Raw genomic sequence first — 18,139 nt, 5'->3', positions numbered from 1 at the left:
GGCATCATGCGATTCTTACCGGCATCAACGTATCAGACCGCCATCGCGTTCGCTGTGACAATTCTGCCTTCGAGCGAATTTTTCGCCTGTCCGACGATCTCGACCGGCAGGATTTGCCCGATCAGGCCCTTGTCGGCGGCGATGTGGACGGCCTGCAGATAAGGCGAGCGGCCTGCGACCTGGCCGGGGTTGCGGCCCGGCTTTTCGATCAGCACTGGCAGGGTCAGCCCCACGCAGCCGGCGTTGAAAGCCTGGGACTGGCGGGTGATCTCGGCCTGAAGGATTTCCAGCCGCTCGGCTTTGACGTGTTCTTCGATCTGGTTGTCCATTTCGGCGCCCGGCGTGCCGGGGCGGGTGGAATATTTGAACGAAAAAGCAGAGGCATAGCCGGCCTTTTGGACGATCTCTACAGTCGCCTGGAAATCGGCATCGGTTTCGCCGGGGAAGCCAACGATGAAATCGCCCGAAAGCGCCATATCGGGGCGCGCCTCGCGGATGCGGTCGATGAGCTCGAGATATTCGGCAGCCGTATGCCGGCGGTTCATGGCCTTGAGAATGGCGTCGGACCCCGACTGCACCGGCAGGTGCAGATAGGGCATGAGCTTATCGAGATCGCGATGGGCGGCGATCAGTTCGTCATCCATGTCGCGCGGATGGGAAGTGGTGTAGCGGATACGCTCCAGCCCATCGATCTCGGCCAACATATGACAGAGCGCGCCAAGGCTCACCGGGCGGCCATTGCCGTCCAGCCCGTGATAGGCGTTGACGTTCTGCCCCAGAAGCGTCACCTCGCGCACGCCCGCCTCGGCCAGCGCGCGTGCCTCGGCGAGCACCTGCGCCACGGGGCGCGAAACCTCGGCGCCGCGCGTATAGGGCACGACGCAGAACGAGCAGAACTTGTCGCACCCTTCCTGCACCGTCAGGAAGGCGGTGAGCCCGCGCGAAATGGTCACTTCCTTTTTGGGCGCCGGCAGGTGAGCAAACTTGTCTTCTTGGGGGAACTCGGTATCGACCACGCGGGCGGTCTGCGCCTTGGCCACCAGTTCGGGCAGGCGATGGTAGGATTGAGGGCCGAACACCAGATCCACCGCCGGTGCGCGCGCCATGATCTCCTCGCCTTCGGCCTGCGCCACGCAGCCGGCCACGCCGATCAGCATCTTCTTGGCGTCGGGTCCGCGTTCATTGCGGAAATCGCGGATGCGGCCGAGTTCGGAATAAACCTTTTCGGCCGCCTTTTCGCGGATGTGGCAGGTGTTCAAGAGCACCAGATCGGCCTCGCCCATGTCGCTCGTCGGCGTATAGCCGTGCGGCGCCAGCGCGTCGGTCATCCGGTCGCTGTCATAGACGTTCATCTGGCAGCCATAGGTCTTGATGAAGACCTTCTTGGCGTTGGGCAGGTGCTGGTTTTCGCTCATGGGCGCCGGTTTACACCAAAGTCCGGGCGCTTGGCAAAGGTTGACCGCGATTGAGCGCGTTGAGCATTTGCCGCACCTCCATTTCTGCCGCCTTGGCCATTGCTTTGCGGTCCCCATTGGCGGGAAGGGGAGCACCCAGGGCAAGGGTCACATCCTTGGGGCCCGAGGACAGGATCGCGCCCAAATTGTCGGCGATATCCATGTCCCCGATCCAGGCGACCTGGCGCCGTTCGTTGCGCGAGAGCGGAAGGCCGGAGATAGCGGTATAGGCAATAGCGAGAGGCTGGATCATCACCGGCTTGTCCGCTCCCTCGGCCATGGCGGCGCTCGCCGCGCCCATCAGGGCCGAACGGAAGGGGAGAACGTGGGTGCCGATATCGGAGGTGCCCTCGGCAAAAAGCAGGACCGAGGTTCCCTCGACAATGCGTCCGCTCATCTCGCGCGCCGTGCGGCCGGTATCGGTGCGGCGCTTGCGGTCAACAAAGATGGTTTTTTGCAATCTAGCCATGAACCCAACGATCGGCCAGCGGGCGATTTCGGATTTGGCGACGAAGCTCACCGGGAATTTCGACGCCACCGCTACGATATCGAGCCAGCCGATGTGATTGGCGACCAGCAGCACGGGGCCGTTTCGGACCGGCATGCCGGCGACCTGAACCCGCAAGCCGAGCCCAAACGCCAAAAGCTTGAAGAAAACCAGCGGCAGAACCCGCCAGCCGGGCAGATTGGCCCAGAGGATCAGAAACTGAACCGGCAGCCCGATCAGGATGAAGGGCAGAACAACCAACCCCAAAAACAGCAGGCGCTGGACCATGAAGGGCGACTCAGGACGTCTTGTCCTCGAGCGGGATGGCATAAAGCTCCAGCCGATGGTCGACGAGCTTATAGCCGAGCTTTTTGGCGATCACTTCCTGAATGGCCTCGATTTCCTCGTTGCGGAACTCGATGACCTTGCCCGAGCGGATATCGATCAGATGGTCGTGATGTTCGTCGGGAATCTGCTCGAAGCGGGCGCGGCCGTCCTTGAAATCGTGCTTGGTGACAAGCCCGGCTTCCTCGAAAAGATTGACGGTGCGGTAGACCGTCGAGAGTGAAATCCTGGGATCGATCGCGGCGGCGCGGCGGTAGAGTTCTTCCACATCGGGGTGGTCGGATGCCGCTTCGAGCACGCGGGCGATGACGCGGCGCTGCTCGGTCATGCGCATGTTGCGCGCCACGCATTGCTCTTCAAGCGTCGCTTCGGGCTGGGTCCCCATTGGCGCACCTTTGCGCATCTGTTCTTGCTGTGAGGTCGGGGTTAGCCGATCGGCGCGCGCATGACAAGGGCGGTAGCGGCGCTGCCGTCGGGCTTGGGATAATAGCCCTTGCGCTTGCCGATCTCGGCAAAGCCGAAGCGGCGATAAAGCGCGATGGCCGAAGCATTGGTTTCGTCGACTTCGAGAAATATGGTTCTGACCGGGCTCATGGCAAGGTCGGCAAAGGCCGCCGAAAGCAGCGCCCGGCCCAGCCCCTTGCCGCGTTTCTTGGGATCGACGGCGATGGTCAAAAGCTCGCTTTCGTCCTCGGCGAGCCGCAGTATGGCAAAGCCGAAAACGGTGCGTTTGGCATCGACCGCGACATAGGCCGGCGTGGTCGCGGGATCGGCGAGGTAGGCTTCGAAATCGGTGGTGGGCCAGCCGCGATAGAAGCCCCCCGCATGCAATCTGGCAAGGGCAGGGGCATCGCGGACCTCGCCTCGGGCGATGTGGAGGCCGGAGGGGGCGAGCCAGAGATTCATTGCCGCGCCACCTGGGCCCTGGTCTGCGGCTTGGCATCGGCGGGCCGGATATAGGTGGGATCGGGTGGAAACGCGGCAGGATCGGCGCTCGCGGCGAACCGGGCCAAAAGAACGATGTTTATGGTCGGATCGTCCGGCGCGGTGCGGGCGGCGACTTCCAGGCTTTGAGCGAGATCGGTAAGTTCGGGCGCCCCCAAAGGCCTGCCGGGCCCCGAGAAGCGCTGGCGATAGGCCTGGTCGCGCCTGGCATCGACGATCAACTCGCTCGGCCCCGGCCGCGAGAGCGAGAGGGCGACAAGCGAGGGAATACCGATGACGGCAATATCGAGCGCAACGCCCAAGCCGCGAGCGGCCGAGAGCCCGATCCGAAGGCCGGTGAACGAGCCAGGTCCCGTGGAAACCCCGATGCGCTGGAGATCCTTGTAAGCTAGGCCATGGCGCGCCAGAAGAGCATCGATGGCCGGAAAGATGATTTCAGCGTGCCCCTTGGCGATGTCGCGAATCTCGGTGTCGGCGGTGCCATCGGCCAGGATCAGCGCGAGCTGCAGGCGCTCGCGGGCGGTATCGATGGCAAGGGTAACCGGCGTTGTCATGGATCAAGTCGATAGGCTGAAATACAAAGCCCCGCAAGCGGTTCGCGCTTGCGGGGCTTTCAAGGCGTGAGGCCTAACTGGTTGGAACGCCTATATCTGCTGGACTTGTTCCACGCCGGGAACGAAGTGGCGCAGGAGGTTTTCGATGCCCGATTTGAGCGTTGCGGTCGAGGAAGGACAGCCCGAGCAGGCGCCCTGCATGTGCAGGAATACCGTGCCTTCCTTGTAGCCCTTGAAGGTGATGTCGCCGCCATCCATGGCGACAGCGGGGCGGACGCGGGTGGCGAGGAGTTCCTTGATGACCTCGACGGTTTCGGTGTCTTCCTCGTCGAAGAATTCATCGCCATCAACGACCGGTTCGAACGCGGCGCTCTCGGCGAGGACGGGTTTTCCGGCCATGAAATGCTCCATGACCACGCCGAGGATGGCGGGCTTTATGTGAGCCCAGTCAATGGCTTCGTCCTTGGTGACCGAAACGAAATCGGATCCCAGGAAAACGCCGGCAACGCCGTCGACCGAGAACAGGGCCGAGGCGAGCGGGGAGATGCGGGCGGTGTCCACGTCGCGGAAATCGCGCGGCTCGCCGGGCAGAACCTCGCGGCCGGGAAGGAATTTGAGCGTCGCCGGATTGGGGGTCGCTTCGGTCTGAATGAACATGTTGTCGCCTCTCAAGGCTTTTTAGAACCATTCCAAGTTGGCTCTAAAATAGGCGGAGCAGAGGGGTTCTGCAAGGGGAATATGCGCGTGATCGACGGGTCTATCCGGCTCTTGCCGACACTCTTGCCGACACTCTTGTGCGAAATTTAGCACAAAGCGGCCAGATCGGCGTCCGAAATGGTGCCCGGAACCACCGTCACCGGCACGCGGAAGGCGTTGGCGCCGCGCGCGGCGATCGATGCGACGAGGGGGCCGGGACCTTCCGATGAATCGGCGGCGGCGAGCACCAGAATGGCGATGGCCGGATCCTCGGCGATCTGGGCTTCGACCTGTTCGGTCTTTTTCCCCTCGCGGATCACCCGTTCGACCTTGATCGAACCATATGCGGCGATGGACGCGGCGTGGCGGGCCTGGAGGGCCTGGGTCGCCTCATAGGCCTCGGCGCGCATCACTTCCTCGACGCCGAGCCAGTGCTGGAAATTGTCCGATTCGATTACCGAAAGTAGGACGACGACGCCGCCGGTGCGGCGCACGCGCAGGGCGGCAAAGGTGACCGCCTTGGCGCATTCGGGGCTTTCATCGACGACGACGAGGAATTTGCGTTTGTATTCGTCGTCGCCCTGGGACTGGATATCGGTCAAGCGGAGCGTCCGTCGCTTTTTTAGGGCGGTGCATGCTGCCACCTGCGCTTTTTATGCGCAAGCCATCTCTCAAAAGCTCGGAAAAAAGCGGCCGGAGCACCAAAATTGGCGGGTGGGGGGAGATTCGAACTCCCGAGACGCTCTCACGCCCGCCGGTTTTCAAGACCGGTGCAATCAACCACTCTGCCACCCACCCGATGGGCACCCGAAAAGGACTGGCCGTCGCCTGCATTTAGCGTTTCGGCGGGGCGGTGTCCAGTGGATCAGGAGAGCGCGGCGGGAGCCGGCTTGGGTTTGGGCGCGATCATGTCCTTGGACGCCAGGGCGGCGCCGGCGGTGATCAGCAGGCACGCGATGGCGATGGGGACGGTGAGGGTGTCGATGCCGAAGGCGATGAGCAGCAGGGTGGAAAGAAGCGGGGCGGCATAGCCTGCCGCGCCCAGGACCTGGATGTTGCCATGCTTGACGCCGTAATCCCACACAAAGAACGCGCCGCCCACCGGCATGAGCCCCATGCCCAGGACGGCGAGCCATTGAACGGCGTCCGCCGGCATCACCGTTTGTTCCAAGGCCAGATGGCAGACGAGCGAAAGCACCGCTGCCGCCGCACAATACCAGCTCACCATGCGCGTGGGCACGGCGGCAAAGCGCCGCGAAATCAGCGAATAGCTCGCCCAGGTCAGTGCCGCGAGCACGCCCAGGCCGTAGCCGGCGAAATATTGCGCATCGAAGGCAAAGCGCCCCCCGTCCGAGACGATAAGGACCGTGCCCAGGAGCCCGAGCAAGGCCCCCACGATATGGTGCCAGCGCAATCCCTCGCCCGGCATCAGTGCCGAGCCGAGAACGATAAGCAGCGGCCAGAGATAGTTGATGAGGTTGGCCTCGATCACCGGCGCGCTGCGGACGGCGGAGAAATAGAAGAAATGATAGCCGAACAGCCCGCCGATTCCCACGATCCAGGCCATAAGTGGAATGCGTGCCGGGGTGGCGTCCGGCTGGCGGCGCCCGGTGGCGACCAGCCCGACGAGCGTTGCGATGGCAAAGGAAAACGCGCAGAGCAGAAAGGGCGGTACCGCTCCCGACAGGCTCGAAAACAGCGCCAGAAGCGACCACATTAAAATGGCGGCGAACCCGATCAGCGTTGCGCGTGTCACGTTGGGCTATCCGGCGGTCATGGCAGGAGGATGGTCGAGCCCACCGTCTTGCGCCCTTCGAGCGCCCGATGGGCCTCGGCTGCTTCGGACAGCGCGAAGCGCTGGCCGATATGGGGCTTGACCGCGCCGGATTCGACGGCCGCGAACAGGGCCTTCGCGCCAGCCAAAAGTGCCGAGCGGTCGGCAAAATAGTGAGCGCCTGTCGGCCGGGTGACGAACAGCGAACCCTTGCGGGCGAGAATGCCCAGATCGGGGACCGACACCGGGCCGGTGGCATTGCCATAGCTGACCATCAGCCCCATGGGGCGCAGGCAATCGAGCGATTTTTCGAAGGTGGCCTGCCCAACCCCGTCATAGACGACATCGACGCCCTTGTTATTGGTCAGCTCACGCACCCGCTGGGCGAAATCCTCTTGCGAATAGTTGATGACCGTGTCGCAGCCATTTTTGAGCGCCAGTTCGACCTTTTCGGGGCTGCCGGCGGTGCCGATGACCCGCGCGCCGATGGATTTGGCCCATTGGCAGGCAATCAGCCCCATGCCGCCGGCCGCTGCGTGAAAGAGGATGGTTTCGCCGGCCCGCACCGGCCAGGTCAGGAACAGCAGGTAGTATGCCGTCAGCCCCTTGAGCATGATGGCCGCCGCCGTTTCGTAATCGATGGAATCGGGCAAAAGCACCGCTTTGGCGGCGGGCATGACGCGTTCCTGGCAATAGGAGCCGAGCGTCCCCTGATAGGCGATGCGGTCGCCGGGCTTGAACTCGGAGACGCCCGCCCCCACGGCCAGAACCTCGCCCGCGCCTTCCGAACCGGGGATCAGCGGCAGCGGGTTGGGATAAAGCCCGGTGCGGTGATAGGTATCGATGAAGTTGACGCCGATCGCGTGGTGACGGACGAGGATTTCACCCGAACCGGGCTGCCCCACTTCCGCGTCCCGGAAATCGAGGGCCTCTGGCCCGCCAAACTGATCGACGACAACAGCTTTCATGGATCTTGCCTACTCTCTTCTTCTGGCTGTACGCAGCCTTGGGGGTCTGCGCCGAAGGATGGGTCGTTTACGGCGGGACTTTTGCACGGTGGCGCGTTCTTCGCCAACCCCCTCTTCGTCATCAGGCATTTCTCCATCTTCGGCCTCCTGCACCGGCTCGATCTCGGCAACGGCCTGGGGTTCGGCAGGCTCGGGCACTTCCGGCTCGCCGGGTTCGGGCTCGACCGCCTCGGATGGCTGCACCTCCTCAGGCAGTTCGACCGGTTCGGGTTCGATCTGGGGCGGTTCAGCCGAGGCGGCGGGCTCGAGCGGGGGTTCATCGCGGTGTTGCGGCTCGGGGACGACCGGCTCGAGCGTGGGTTCGGCCCGATCGGCCACCGTGGCAGCCGCCGGCGCGGCCACCGCCGGGCTTTCCCACGTCCGGCGATGGACCAGCTTGACCACCAGCAGAACGGCGACGCCGAAGCCCATGGCGCCATAGAGGTATGGACGCACGACCTCAAAGCCCAGGCCATCGGCAACCAGGACGGCGCCGACCAGAAGCAGGAAGCCCAGCGCCAGCGCCTTGATCGAAGGGTGCCGCTCGATCAGCCTGCCGACCACTTCCGCGGCGAAATAGAGGATGGCGATCGAGATCACGACTGCGGCGGCCATGGCCTGGACATAGCTGGTAAGGCCGATGGCAGTGATGATGGAATCGACGGAAAACACCGCATTGATCAGAACGATCTGGATGACGGCCAGGGTGGGGCTGTCCGAGATCGCGGTGCCGGTGGCTTCCGGCCTTTGGGCGGGATGTTCGACGAGAAGGTGAAGCTCGCTCACAGCCTTATAGACAAGGAACAGGCCGCCGCCCAAAAGAATGAGCTCGCGCCAGCTCGGCGCCCAGGCGCCGATGGTGAATGCCGTGCGCTGCAACCCCAGAACCCAGACGATGCCCGCCAGAAGCAGCAGGCGGAAAATGGCGGCCATGACCAGGCCGATCCGCAGGGTGCGCTGCCGGTGCTCCGGCGGAAGCTTGGCGGCGATGGTTGAAATGAAAACCACATTGTCGGCGCCCAAGGCCACTTCCATGCCGATCAGCAGGGCGAGGCTGGCCCAGAAGGCCGGTTCGAAGAGAAAATCAATCATGCGCTGCCCCTAAGGTTGAGACGCAGGATATCACCTGCACACAATATTTAGCGACCGCCCCGGCGCGAACTTTTTTGCCGGCGCACACTTGCGGGCAACAACGGCAATAAAGCGGCAGAACGGGCGGCGATGCTTGCGGTGGATGGCGCCGCGGCCTATCTCTTGACCAAGCATAAAGGTGAACCATGGCCACCCACACTCAAGTCGCCGTTATCGGTGGCGGCCTCGTCGGCAAGGCATCGGCGGTCGCCGCGGCCAAGGCGGGATTTTCGACCCTCCATATCGCCCCCCAGGCCCCGGCCGACCGGCGGACATCGGCTCTGATGGGACCTTCGGTCGAGTACATGACCAGGGCCGGGCTGATCGGCGAGCCCGAGGCGCTGGGCCTTCCGCTGACCCGCATCCGGATCATCGATGCTACCGACCGCTTGCTGCGGGCGCCCGAAACGGTGTTTGCCGCTTCCGAATTCGGCCACCGGGCCTTTGGCTGGAACTTTGCCAATGCGCGGCTGGGCGAGAGCTTTGCACGCGCCGGGGCCGATTGCGCGGGGCTGGAGCTCAAGGCCGCCAGCCTGGCTGCTGCCCGGCGCATCGATGAGCTCTGGCACCTTAACCTCGACAGTGGGGAAGAGGTGACCGCCGACCTCATCGTGGGGGCGGACGGCAAGGGGTCCAGCGTGCGCAAGGCGGCAGGGATCGGCGTGCGGGAGCGCAAATTCGATCAGGCGGCGCTGGTGTGCGACCTCGAGATCGACCGTGGGCTGGATGGGGAATCGGTCGAGTTCCACTATCGCGACGGCCCGTTCACGCTGGTTCCGGCCGGGGAGAACCGCGCCAATCTGGTCTGGATCGACCGCCGCGACATTCTCGAAGCGGCGCGGGCCGACGGCTTGGAGGAAGCCGTCAACGCACGGTCGCAGCATCTGTTCGGTGCCATCAGGGTTATAACGCCGAGTTTCGTTTTTCCGCTGTCTTCGCTTTCGGTCGAGGCGGCGGGCCGCAACGGCGCGGTGCTGGCGGGGGAATCGGCGCATGCGTTTCCCCCCATCGGGGCACAGGGGCTCAATCTGGGGTTGCGCGACGTCGCCGACCTCGATCTGTGCCTCAGGGCAGCCAATCCGGGGGCCTTCGGCTGGGCCGACGCGGTGGCGAAAAGCTATGCCGCGGCCCGCAAGGGGGATCTGGGGCGCACGGGAGCGTTCGTGGATGGCCTGTTCGGCTCGCTGCTGTCCCCGCACCTGCCGGCGCAGGCTTTCCGCACCGCCGGGCTTTGGAGCCTCAAGGCGTTTCCGGCGCTGCGCAAGCGCGCCATCGCCTTCGGAATGGGACAATAAAAAAGGGGGCGTAACGTCCCCCTTTTCATTTTAGATGAAGCCCACGATGGCGCGGACTTGCTTCATTGTCTTTTCGGCCAGCACGCCGGCCCGCTCGGCGCCGTCGCGCAGATAGCCATCAATGGTTTGCGGATCGGCAAGCAGGCGCCGCATCTCGGTCGAGATCGGTTCGAGCACCGTGACGGCGAGGTCGGCAAGGGCCGGCTTGAAGGTGCCCCAACCGGCGCCCGCGAATTCGGTGAGCACTTCGGACTTGGTCTTGTCCGACAGCGCCGCATAGATGCCCACCAGATTGTCGGCCTCGGCGCGGCCCTTGAGCCCTTCGACATCGGAAGGGAGCGGCTCGGGATCGGTGGTGGCGCGTCTGATCTTTTTGGCGATGGCATCGGCATCGTCGAGCAGCGAGATGCGCGAGGCGTCGGAGGGGTCCGACTTGCTCATCTTTTTCGTCCCGTCGCGCAGGCTCATGATGCGGGTGGCGGGGCCCGCGATCAGCGGCTCGGTGATGGGGAAGAATTCCGGATCGAAGCCGTTTTCGGCGATGGAGGCGGCGTAATCATTGTTGAACTTCTGCGCGATGTCGCGGGTGAGTTCGAGATGCTGCTTCTGATCGTCGCCCACCGGGACCGAGCCGGCCTTATAGAGCAGGATATCGGCGGCCATCAGCGAGGGGTAGGCGAGAAGGCCCAATGAGACGTTTTCGGAATTTTTCCCCGCCTTGTCCTTGAACTGGGTCATGCGGTTCATCCAGCCGATGCGGGCGACGCAGTTGAAGATCCAGGCCAGTTCGGCGTGCTGGACCACCTGGGACTGGTTGAAGACGATCGAGGTCTTGGGGTCGATGCCAGCGGCGATGAAGGCGGCGGCGACTTCGCGGGTGGCACGGCGCAGCTCGTTGGGTTCCTGCCAGACGGTGATCGCGTGCATATCGACGACGCAATAAAGGCACTCATGGGTCTGCTGCAGCGGCACGAAACGACGGATGGCGCCGAGATAATTGCCAAGGTGCAGATCGCCCGAGGGCTGGATGCCGGAAAAGACGCGATTGTTGGCAGGCATGGCTAGGTCTTTGCGAGTTCTATGACATTGATGAGCGGGTGTCGCACAGGCGAGGGGGGATGACAAGCAGAGGAGCTTGTCGGGAGCAGAGCATCACCCCGAACGCGTTATCCCGGGCGGAGACCCGGGATCCAGTAACCGGAAGCATTGGCAGACTATCTCGGGCGCTGCCGGTTACTGGACCCCGGATCCAGCCCGGGGTGACAGGGTGGTTATGGAAGGTCGGCGGCAAACCCTGCGAGGCCCTCAACGCCGGCGCCGCAAGCGGGCGAGGAAGGGATCGAGCCGCTGGATGCCGGTGAAGTGGAGGGTGGCGAAATAGAGCCCGGCGCCCAGCCCCACAAAGGCGGCGAGAGCAATGAGCTGGAAGAGAAAGAAGGCGCCCGGAGCAAAGACCGGTCGAGCCCAGACCGATGCCAGCCACAAAATGGCGCCCATGGCGGCGGCGGCAGCCAAAATACCGGCGAGGCGGGCGGTTTCCCCGCTAGAGAGGCGGAAATGGCCACGCCGGCCCAGGAGGACGGCGAGGAGGATCACGTTTACCCAGGCCGAGACCGAGGTGGCGAGGGCGATGCCGATATGCTGGAGGGTTGGGAAGAGGGCAAGCGACACGGCGATGTTGACCACCATGGAAAGCCCGGCGAGCAGCGTCGGGGTCTTGGTGTCGCGGCGGGAGAAAAACCCCGGCTGGAGCACGCGGACGAGGACGAAGGCGGGAAGGCCGACGGCAAATCCCGCCAACGCCTCGGACACCGCGACGGTGGCGGCGGCATCGAAGGCGCCGCGCTCGAACAGCACGCGCACGATGGGGACGCCGATGGCGATGAGCGCGGCGGCGGCGGGGAGGGTGAGCGTCATCGAGAGCAGGATCGCCTGGCTCTGGCTGGCGCGCGCCTCGGTATCCCGCCCCGCCGAGAGGTGGCGCGAGAGTTCGGGCAGAAGCACGGTGCCGATGGCTATGCCGATGATGCCGAGCGGAAGCTGATAGAGCCGGTCGGCATTGGCGATGATGGCGATGGCCTTGTCGGCCTGGGAGGCGATGACGGTGCCCACGAAGACGTTGATCTGGATGATGCCGCCCGCCGCGATGGCCGGCAGCGCCAGGAGCCAGAAGCGTTTGACGTCCTCATTGTAGCGCGGCCAGGAAATCCGTGGCGCGAAACCGGCGCGCTGGATGGCCCACCAGACGAGCGCCAATTGCGCCACCCCGCCGGCCATGGCGGCGACGCCGAGCCAGAAGGCGACATCGGCGGGGTTTTCGATCGCGAGCACCGCCAGGGGGACGAGGACGGCGATGTTGACGATGTTCAAGAGCACCGGGGCGAAGGCGGCGGCGAAGAATTTACCCAGGCTGTTGAGGATGGCGCCATAGGCGGCCATCAGGCTCATGCAGGCCAGGTAGGGGAACATGATGCGCGAGAGAAAGACGGTGAGCTCGAACTTTTCCGGATCGTCCACGAAGCCGGGGACGAACACCAACATGATCTGGCCCATGAAGATTTCGGCCAGGATCGTAACGATGACGATGGCGGCCACCAGCCAGCTCATGATGCGGCCGGCGAGCTTTTTGGCCTCGTCGGGGCCTTGGGTTTCGAGCGCGCCCGAGAACATGGGCACGAAGGCGGTGTTGAAGGCGCCTTCGGCGAAAAGGCGCCGGAAGAGATTGGGGAAGCGGAACGCGGCCTGAAAGGCATCGGCGGCCGGGCCGATGCCGAGCACGGCGGCGATCAGCGCATCGCGGATGAAGCCGAAGATGCGCGAGATGAGGGTGAGCCCGCCCACCGAGAGCGTGTTGCGAAAGAGGCTCATGGGATGCGGCGCTCACGCGCGGGCGAGGGTGCGTGCGGCGAGCACGTCCTCGTGCAATGATCGCTCACGCCGAAGCCTTTTCGCGGCGGGCGGGGGCGAAGACGGCGGCCAGGGCGTCGTGGATGCGCTTTTGCCTCACCTTGGAGGTGATCTTTCCGCCCATCAGATCGGTGACGTAGAAAACGTCCACCGCCTTTTCGCCATAAGTACCGATATGGGCCGAGCCGATGGTGAGGTTGAGGTCGGACAGGGCGCGGGTCAGATGGTAGAGCAGGCCCGTACGGTCGAGGCCGGAGATCTCGATCACGGTGAATTTGTCCGAGAGCGCGTTGGAAATATAGATTTCGGTGGGCACCGAGAAGGGTTTCAGCCGCCGGTTGTAGCGCGAGTCCACGCCCAGATCGGCAGGCAGGTATTTCTTGCCCTCGAGCAGCGCCTTGACCGTATCGGTGATGCGGGCTGCCCTGATCTTTTCGTCCTCGTCGGCGGTAAAGGCGCGGCGCAGGCGGAAGGTGTCGAGCGCATGGCCATCGCGGGTGTTGAAGATCTGCGCGCCGATGATCGAGGCATCGGCCATGGTGCAGGCGCCGGCGATCAGCGAAAGCAGACGTGGATGATCGGGGGTATAGAAGGTGACTTCGGTGATGCCCTCGAAACTCTTGATGGCCGTCGAGCCGGCAAAGGCGGACTCCTTGGCCTCGGCCGCATCGATCATCCTGGCATGGGCTAGTTGCAGCTCGGGTTCGGCGCGCAGCCAGTAATTGGTGAAATGACGCTCGATATAGCGATCGACCTTTTCGGCAGGCCAGTCGGAAAGGCCCGCGCGCAATTCGTCCTGGGCCTCGTGCACGCGGTCGCGCTGGGAAACCTGGGAATGGCCGCCCGAAAGCAGCGGTTCGGTGGCGTAATAGAGCGCGCGCAGGAGCGAACCCTTCCAGCCGGTCCAGGTGCCCGGGCCGACGGCGCGGATGTCGCAGGCGGTCAGGATCATCAGGAGCGCCAGGCGCTGCGGGCTCTGGACCACGGCCGCGAACTGGCGCGCGGTGTCGGGGTCCTGAATGTCGCGCGATTGGGAAATCTCGCTCATCAGAAGATGGTAGCGCACCAGCCAGGCCACGGTGTCGGTCTCGGCGGGCGACAGCCCCAGGCGCGGACAGAACCTTCGCGCGATGGCTTCGCCGGCTTCGGAATGATCTTCCGGGCGGCCCTTGGCGATATCGTGCAGGAACAGGGCGACATAAAGCAGGCGCACATCCTGAAGGTGCGGCAGCAGCTCATGGGTCAAAGGCAGTTCGTTTTTCAATCCGCCATTGGCGATATCGGCCATGACGCCAACGGCGCGGATCAGGTGCTCGTCCACCGTATAGTGGTGATACATGTTGAACTGCATCAGGGCGACGATCTTGCCGAATTCGGGCACGAACTTGCCCAGGACCCCGGCCTCGTTCATCCAGCGCAGCACGCGCTCGACCGATTTGGGACTGGTGAGGATATCGAGGAAATAGGAGTTGGCGCGCTCGTTGCCACGCAGCTTGGCATCGATCAGCCGCATTGAGCGGGTCAGAAGCTTCAGCGCATCGGGGTGGAACATCACCCCCTCGCGGGCGGCGACCCAGAAGATCTTGACGATGTTGACCGGGTCTTTTTCGAACGCGTCATCGGCCGAAACGGTGATGCGCCCATGTTCGAGGACGAAATCGGGCTCGCCCCTGATGGCGCGGCGCGGCTTGCGGAACGTCGAGAGCACGCGCCCGAAGGTATCGACCTTTTTGGCGTGGGCAAATTCGAGTGAGGTGCAAAAGATGCGGGTGAGATCGCCCACATCCTTGGCGACGAGGAAATAGCGCTTCATGAAGCGCTCGACACCCAGCATGCCGGCGCGGCCCGAATAGCCCAGGCGTTCGGCCATTTCCTGCTGCACTTCGAAGGTCAGCCGGTCATCGGCGCGCCCGACAAGGAAATGGAGATTGCAGCGCACCGCCCACAAAAAATCCTCGGCGCGCTGGAAGGCGCGGTATTCGGCCTTGGAGAACACGCCCTTGTCGATCAGCTCGGCTGGCGTAGCCACGCGATAGAAATATTTGCCGATCCAATAGAGGGTGTTGAGATCGCGCAGCCCACCCTTGCCGTCCTTGACGTTGGGCTCGACCACATAGCGGGTGTTGCCCTGGGCTTCGTGGCGCGTGTCGCGCTCGGCCATTTTCGCGGCGATGAATTCGGGGCCGGTCTTTTCGACGATCTCGGTTTCGAACTTTTCGCGCATCTGGGCGAAAAGCTTCTGATCGCCCACCAGGAACCGGCTTTCGAGCGTTGCGGTGCGCACCGTCATGTCCGAGCGGGCCATGCGGATCGAATCATCGACCGAGCGGACGGCATGGCCGACCTTCTGGCCCAGATCCCAGAGCATATAAAGGACGTATTCGGTGACGCTCTCGCCCCAGGGGGTCTGCTTATAGGGAAGGATAAAGAGTAGATCGATATCGGATCCCGGCGCCAGCGTGCCGCGGCCATAGCCGCCCACAGCGGCAATGGCGAGCGATTCGGCGCCCGAGGGATTTTCGCGCGGGAAGACATAGCGGGTGGCCCAGAAATGGGCGGCCTTGATCACCTCATCCTGGGCGGCGGCGAGGGTCGTCGCGCAGCGCGTGCCCTTATGGGTGGCGACGAGCTCGGCTTCGGCGTTGGTGCGCGCCGATTTGAGCGCGGCGCGCAGAGCCGCCAGCAGAGCCGCGCGGGCCGTGGCGCTATCGGGAGCGGCGTCGCCGATTTTTGCCCGCACCGACGCGATCAGCGCCTCGGCATCGAGAACGCCAGCCCGTCTGCGCGAAATCGGTTCAACGGTTGCCGTCGGCATTGGCAGCCTTCTTGAGTTCATAAATCCATTCGAGCGCGGCACGTGGAGAAAGATCGTCGGGGCGCACGGTCTCGATCATATCGAGGGCCGGGTTAGCATGAGGTTGAGGCGCGTCCGGCTCAAGAGGGATTGGCATATGGGCAAAGAGCGGCAGGTCCGCAAGGGCCGAGGCCGGGTTGGACTGGCCCCTCGCTTCGAGTTGATCGAGCACCTGGCGGGCCCGGGCGATGACGGGAGCCGGCAGGCCGGCAAGCTTGGCCACCTGGATGCCATAAGACCGATCGGCGGCGCCGGGGACGACCTCATGGAGGAACACGACGTCGCCCTTGTATTCCTTGACGCTCATCGTGTGGTTGGAAACCCGCGAGAGCGCCGCCGAAAGGGCGGTTAATTCGTGGTAATGGGTGGCAAAGATCGCCCGGCAGAAGGTGGTTTCGTGCAGGGCCTCCACACACGCCCAGGCGATGGAAAGCCCATCGAAGGTGGCGGTGCCACGGCCGATTTCGTCGAGGATCACGAGCGAAGATCGGGTGGCCCGGTTGAGGATCGCAGCGGTTTCCACCATTTCGACCATGAAGGTCGAACGGCCTTGCGCGATATCGTCGGACGCCCCGACACGGGAAAAGACGCGATCGACCACCCCGATATGAGCGGAGGTGGCCGGAACATAGGACCCCATCTGCGCCAGGATGGCGATCAGCGCGTTCTGGCGCAGGAAGGTCGATTTACCGCCCATATTGGGGCCGGTCACCAGCCACAATTGGCCGCCATCCTCGGTTTCGGGAGCCGAGAGGTTGCAATCATTGGCGACGAAGGCACGGCCCTCGGCCTCCAGCGTTCTTTCCACCACCGGATGGCGACCGGATTCGATTTCAAAGGCAAGGGAACCATCGACATGGGGGCGGCACCAATTGCGCTGGGCGGCCAGCGTGGCGAGCGCTGCGGCGACATCGAGCGCGGCCATGGCATCGGCAGCGGCGACAAGGTCGCGGGACTGGGCGATGGCCGCTTGCCACAGGCGGGAAAAGATAGAGAGTTCGATCTCGACGGCTGTTTCCTGGGCGCGGGCGATTTTTCCTTCGAGTTCGGCCAGTTCGGTCGTGGTGAACCGCATGGCATTGGCGAGGGTCTGGCGGTGGATGAAAACGCTGTCTTCGAGCAGGCGCGCGCCGTGGGAGGCGGGGACTTCGACGAAGAAACCGAGCACATTGTTGTGCTTGATCTTGAGGGCCTTGACGCCTGTGGAGTCGCACAGCGCTGCCTGGAGCTCGGCGACAACCTTGCGGCTTTCCGAGCCCAGCCGGCGTTGGGTATCGAGTTCGGCATCATAGCCCGAGGCGACAAAACCGCCATCGCGGGCCAAAAGAGGCGGTTCGTCCACAAGCGCCCGGGCAAATTCGTCAGCAAGAATTTCCGGCGCGCGGGCAAGGCCGGCGGCGATCGATTGCAGTTCGGCGCCGGGATCGGGCAGGCTGGAGACCAGCGCGGCGAGAGCACGGGCCTGGGTGATGCCGCGGCCGATGGCGGCCAGATCGCGCGGGCCGCCGCGTTCGAGGGTGAGGCGAGTCAGCGCACGGGCGATATCGGGAGCGGCGCGCAGGCCTTTCCGCATCGCGTCGGTCTCGATTGAATTGTCGATCAGCACATCGAGGGCGTCGAGGCGGGCGTTGATGGCCGCCGGATCGTTGAGGGGCGCAGCGAGGCGGCCGGCGAAAAGGCGGGCGCCGGCGCCGGTGACGGTCAGATCGACGGTGCCGCGCAGCGAACCGCGCGTGTCGCCGCGCTGGGTGACCAGCAATTCGAGCGAGGAACGCGTCGCCGCATCGATCTGCATATGCTCGCTCGCCGCCTCGCGGCGGGGAAGGCGCAGAGGGACGCCGGCGCCTTTTTGCGTTTCGGCGACATAGGCGATGAGCGCCCCGAGCGCGGCGCGGGCGGTGCGGGAAAAGGCGGTGGGGTCGACCGCGCCTTCGAATGTTTCGCGCAAAAGGCGCGCGCCGGTTTCGGAATCGAAACTTTCATGCGGGCGACGGGTGGCGGCGGCGAGGCGATCGGCCGAGAGGAAACGCAACTCGCGCAGTTCGTCGGCGAGGCGATCGGAGAGGACCAGTTCGGCCGGATCGATGCGGGCGATCTCATCGGCCAACGCGTCGCGGTCCAGATCGGTCACCAGCAATTCACCGGTCGAAATATCGGCCCAGGCGATCGCAAAGCCTTCGCCATCGGCGCCCAGGCGCGCCAGGCAAAGGAGGAAATTGTTGCCGCGGGCGGGAAGGAGATCGTCTTCGGTGAGCGTTCCGGGGGTGACCAGGCGCACCACGTCGCGCTTGACGACCGATTTGGAGCCGCGCTTTTTGGCTTCGGCCGGGTCTTCGACCTGTTCGCAGACGGCGACCTTGTGGCCCAGGGAAATGAGCTTTTTGAGGTAATCCTGGGCGGCATGGATGGGCACGCCGCACATGGGGATATCCTCGCCCAGATGCTTGCCGCGCTTGGTCAATGTGATGCCCAGGGCGGCGGCGGCGATCTCGGCGTCCTCGAAGAACAATTCGTAGAAATCGCCCATGCGATAGAACAGCAGATAGCCGGGATTGACGCCCTTTATTTCGAAATATTGGGCCATCATCGGCGTCATGCCCGTTGCGGCGGGCGGCGCGTAATCGGCCTGGGGCTCGGTCTGCGTCATCTAGGGCTTAGGAAATCCGGCACATGGCTCTCAAAGGCAGCCG

15 protein-coding genes and 1 tRNA gene are annotated in these 18,139 nt (G+C 64.2%); 1 reads left to right on the top strand and 15 read right to left on the bottom strand.

Annotation, left to right across the window (positions count from 1 at the left end):
• Positions 1–32: 32 nt before the first annotated feature.
• The 11 genes from miaB to NO932_RS00265 all read right to left on the bottom strand — a co-directional run bounded on the left by miaB (position 33) and on the right by NO932_RS00265 (position 8,354).
• Complete coding sequence (gene miaB, locus NO932_RS00315; RefSeq protein ID WP_309209051.1) at positions 33–1,415, bottom strand: tRNA (N6-isopentenyl adenosine(37)-C2)-methylthiotransferase MiaB; 1,383 nt, start codon at positions 1,413–1,415, stop codon at positions 33–35.
• A gap of 10 nt (positions 1,416–1,425) precedes the next feature.
• Positions 1,426–2,229, bottom strand: a complete 804-nt coding sequence (locus NO932_RS00310) for a 1-acyl-sn-glycerol-3-phosphate acyltransferase (RefSeq protein WP_309209049.1) — start codon at positions 2,227–2,229, stop codon at positions 1,426–1,428.
• A 10-nt stretch (positions 2,230–2,239) separates the two neighbouring features.
• Positions 2,240–2,671, bottom strand: coding sequence for a Fur family transcriptional regulator (locus NO932_RS00305; RefSeq protein WP_309163404.1), 432 nt, complete (start codon positions 2,669–2,671; stop codon positions 2,240–2,242).
• A gap of 41 nt (positions 2,672–2,712) precedes the next feature.
• Positions 2,713–3,192, bottom strand: a complete 480-nt coding sequence (gene rimI, locus NO932_RS00300) for a ribosomal protein S18-alanine N-acetyltransferase (RefSeq protein WP_309209048.1) — start codon at positions 3,190–3,192, stop codon at positions 2,713–2,715.
• Positions 3,189–3,785 (bottom strand): tRNA (adenosine(37)-N6)-threonylcarbamoyltransferase complex dimerization subunit type 1 TsaB, encoded by a 597-nt coding sequence (tsaB, locus tag NO932_RS00295; protein WP_309209047.1) that lies wholly within the window; start codon positions 3,783–3,785, stop codon positions 3,189–3,191. Before tsaB ends, rimI begins: the two co-directional genes overlap by 4 nt.
• A gap of 90 nt (positions 3,786–3,875) precedes the next feature.
• Complete coding sequence (locus tag NO932_RS00290) at positions 3,876–4,442, bottom strand: NifU family protein (protein ID WP_309209046.1); 567 nt, start codon at positions 4,440–4,442, stop codon at positions 3,876–3,878.
• A gap of 146 nt (positions 4,443–4,588) precedes the next feature.
• Positions 4,589–5,083 carry a universal stress protein gene (locus tag NO932_RS00285; RefSeq protein WP_309163408.1) on the bottom strand — a complete coding sequence of 165 codons (495 nt, stop codon included), beginning with the start codon at positions 5,081–5,083 and terminating at the stop codon, positions 4,589–4,591.
• Between the two features lie 106 nt (positions 5,084–5,189).
• Positions 5,190–5,279 (bottom strand) — tRNA-Ser (locus tag NO932_RS00280).
• Positions 5,280–5,346: 67 nt separating this feature from the next.
• Positions 5,347–6,237 carry a DMT family transporter gene (locus tag NO932_RS00275; protein WP_309209045.1) on the bottom strand — a complete coding sequence of 297 codons (891 nt, stop codon included), beginning with the start codon at positions 6,235–6,237 and terminating at the stop codon, positions 5,347–5,349.
• A 17-nt stretch (positions 6,238–6,254) separates the two neighbouring features.
• Positions 6,255–7,223: a quinone oxidoreductase gene (locus tag NO932_RS00270; RefSeq protein ID WP_309163410.1), complete on the bottom strand. Its 969-nt coding sequence runs from the start codon at positions 7,221–7,223 to the stop codon at positions 6,255–6,257.
• Positions 7,224–7,232: 9 nt separating this feature from the next.
• Positions 7,233–8,354 (bottom strand): TerC family protein, encoded by a 1,122-nt coding sequence (locus NO932_RS00265; protein WP_309209044.1) that lies wholly within the window; start codon positions 8,352–8,354, stop codon positions 7,233–7,235.
• Positions 8,355–8,539: 185 nt separating this feature from the next.
• Here NO932_RS00265 and NO932_RS00260 point away from each other — a divergent pair, with 185 nt between their 5' ends.
• Positions 8,540–9,688 (top strand): FAD-dependent monooxygenase, encoded by a 1,149-nt coding sequence (locus NO932_RS00260; protein WP_309209043.1) that lies wholly within the window; start codon positions 8,540–8,542, stop codon positions 9,686–9,688.
• Positions 9,689–9,718: 30 nt separating this feature from the next.
• On the opposite strand, the gene trpS is transcribed toward NO932_RS00260, so the two are convergent.
• From trpS to mutS, 4 genes are all read right to left on the bottom strand, one after another.
• Positions 9,719–10,747 carry a tryptophan--tRNA ligase gene (trpS, locus tag NO932_RS00255; RefSeq protein ID WP_309209042.1) on the bottom strand — a complete coding sequence of 343 codons (1,029 nt, stop codon included), beginning with the start codon at positions 10,745–10,747 and terminating at the stop codon, positions 9,719–9,721.
• Positions 10,748–10,993: 246 nt separating this feature from the next.
• Positions 10,994–12,556, bottom strand: coding sequence for a murein biosynthesis integral membrane protein MurJ (murJ, locus tag NO932_RS00250; protein WP_309209041.1), 1,563 nt, complete (start codon positions 12,554–12,556; stop codon positions 10,994–10,996).
• Positions 12,557–12,620: 64 nt separating this feature from the next.
• A complete protein-coding gene (locus NO932_RS00245; RefSeq protein ID WP_309209040.1) occupies positions 12,621–15,410 on the bottom strand; it encodes a [protein-PII] uridylyltransferase in 2,790 nt (929 codons plus the stop codon).
• A complete protein-coding gene (gene mutS / locus NO932_RS00240) occupies positions 15,391–18,096 on the bottom strand; it encodes a DNA mismatch repair protein MutS (protein ID WP_309209039.1) in 2,706 nt (901 codons plus the stop codon). Before mutS ends, NO932_RS00245 begins: the two co-directional genes overlap by 20 nt.
• Positions 18,097–18,139 lie beyond the last annotated feature (43 nt).

This window comes from Pelagibacterium sp. 26DY04 (assembly GCF_031202305.1).
In the GTDB taxonomy this organism is placed as follows: domain Bacteria; phylum Pseudomonadota; class Alphaproteobacteria; order Rhizobiales; family Devosiaceae; genus Pelagibacterium.
This window is presented reverse-complemented; position numbering and strand designations above follow the sequence as displayed.

Excerpts from the sequence above, each read along its gene's own strand:
- mutS (WP_309209039.1), bottom strand. The coding sequence starts at position 18,096 with ATGACGCAGACCGAGCCCCAGGCCGATTACGCGCCGCCCGCCGCAACG.
- NO932_RS00245 (WP_309209040.1), bottom strand. The coding sequence starts at position 15,410 with ATGCCGACGGCAACCGTTGAACCGATTTCGCGCAGACGGGCTGGCGTT.
- NO932_RS00290 (WP_309209046.1), bottom strand. The coding sequence starts at position 4,442 with ATGTTCATTCAGACCGAAGCGACCCCCAATCCGGCGACGCTCAAATTC.
- NO932_RS00270 (WP_309163410.1), bottom strand. The coding sequence starts at position 7,223 with ATGAAAGCTGTTGTCGTCGATCAGTTTGGCGGGCCAGAGGCCCTCGAT.
- murJ (WP_309209041.1), bottom strand. The coding sequence starts at position 12,556 with ATGAGCCTCTTTCGCAACACGCTCTCGGTGGGCGGGCTCACCCTCATC.
- NO932_RS00310 (WP_309209049.1), bottom strand. The coding sequence starts at position 2,229 with ATGGTCCAGCGCCTGCTGTTTTTGGGGTTGGTTGTTCTGCCCTTCATC.
- trpS (WP_309209042.1), bottom strand. The coding sequence starts at position 10,747 with ATGCCTGCCAACAATCGCGTCTTTTCCGGCATCCAGCCCTCGGGCGAT.
- miaB (WP_309209051.1), bottom strand. The coding sequence starts at position 1,415 with ATGAGCGAAAACCAGCACCTGCCCAACGCCAAGAAGGTCTTCATCAAG.
- NO932_RS00260 (WP_309209043.1), top strand. The coding sequence starts at position 8,540 with ATGGCCACCCACACTCAAGTCGCCGTTATCGGTGGCGGCCTCGTCGGC.
- NO932_RS00305 (WP_309163404.1), bottom strand. The coding sequence starts at position 2,671 with ATGGGGACCCAGCCCGAAGCGACGCTTGAAGAGCAATGCGTGGCGCGC.
- tsaB (WP_309209047.1), bottom strand. The coding sequence starts at position 3,785 with ATGACAACGCCGGTTACCCTTGCCATCGATACCGCCCGCGAGCGCCTG.
- NO932_RS00265 (WP_309209044.1), bottom strand. The coding sequence starts at position 8,354 with ATGATTGATTTTCTCTTCGAACCGGCCTTCTGGGCCAGCCTCGCCCTG.
- rimI (WP_309209048.1), bottom strand. The coding sequence starts at position 3,192 with ATGAATCTCTGGCTCGCCCCCTCCGGCCTCCACATCGCCCGAGGCGAG.